Here is a 1,068-nt window from a genome sequence, read left to right on the forward strand (position 1 = left end):
CTCAATGACCTTCCCCCGAATTAGTAGACAGTAAACTTAAGCTGCGATGGACTGGCTTAGAGAGAGCCAGTAGTTATCCTCAAACTGAACAGGGGAGAGAAAATCAATGGTTGAATGAATCCGTTGCCGATTATAAAAAACCTCAATCCATTCAGCGATTACGGTTTTAGCCTCAGCCTGATCCGAGAAAATCCTAGAATGAATTAACTCTGTTTTAAGCGTACCAAAGAAACTCTCCGCAACGGCATTATCCCAACAATTTGCACGACGACTCATACTGCATTGAATATCGGCCTCATGCAAGGCCCTTTGATAGTCTGTACTCGCATATTGGCTACCCCGGTCAGAATGAAACATTAATCCCTGCGATGAGGGGTTACGCTGGCCTAAGGCAGCCTCCAGGGCTGTCAAAACGAGTTCAGTACGCATGTGGTCTGCCATCGACCAACCGACGACTCGACGAGAAAATAGGTCGATAATAACGGCCAAGTATAACCAACCGTTCCTCGTCCAAATATAGGTCATATCAGCCACCCAAACTCGATCCGGTTCAGCGGTCTTAAACTCCCGATTCAAAACGTTGTCGGCAATCGGAAACGGATGTTCAGAGTCAGTCGTCACCTTGAATTTACGCTTCATTCGAGCATGAAGTCCAAGCTGACACATCAAGCGAGCAACCCGATTGAGACCCACCTCAATACCACGGGCCAATAAGGCCGCATGCACCCGAGGCGAACCATAGGTGCCACGACTGGTCTCGAAAATGTCAACTATCTGCTCAGACACTCGCTGATTTGCCTGGGCTCGACGAGAGGTTTGACGTCCACACCAGGCATAATAACCACTGCGGGCAACATTCAACATCTGACACATCAATTTAACTGGGAAATTGGCCTTCTCAGCATGGATTAGCTCGTAAAATCGGCGCTTTCCCTGGCAAAGAAGGCTGCTGCTTTCCTAAGAAACACACTCGCTTGTCTCAATAGACTGAAGTTGAAACCCCAACTCAGCCGCTCTGCGATGCAGGTTTTTAACAACGCGTTGACGGTATTGGAGTTCATATTGATC

1 pseudogene is annotated in these 1,068 nt (G+C 47.9%); it reads right to left on the reverse strand.

Features of this window, described 5'->3' with window-relative positions:
- Window positions 1-36: 36 nt before the first annotated feature.
- Window positions 37-936: pseudogene (locus F6K18_RS36260) on the reverse strand (IS3 family transposase); the annotation flags it as partial.
- Window positions 937-1,068: the final 132 nt, after the last annotated feature.

The sequence above is a fragment of the Okeania sp. SIO2C2 genome, from assembly GCF_010692625.1.
Classification (GTDB): domain Bacteria; phylum Cyanobacteriota; class Cyanobacteriia; order Cyanobacteriales; family Microcoleaceae; genus Okeania; species Okeania hirsuta.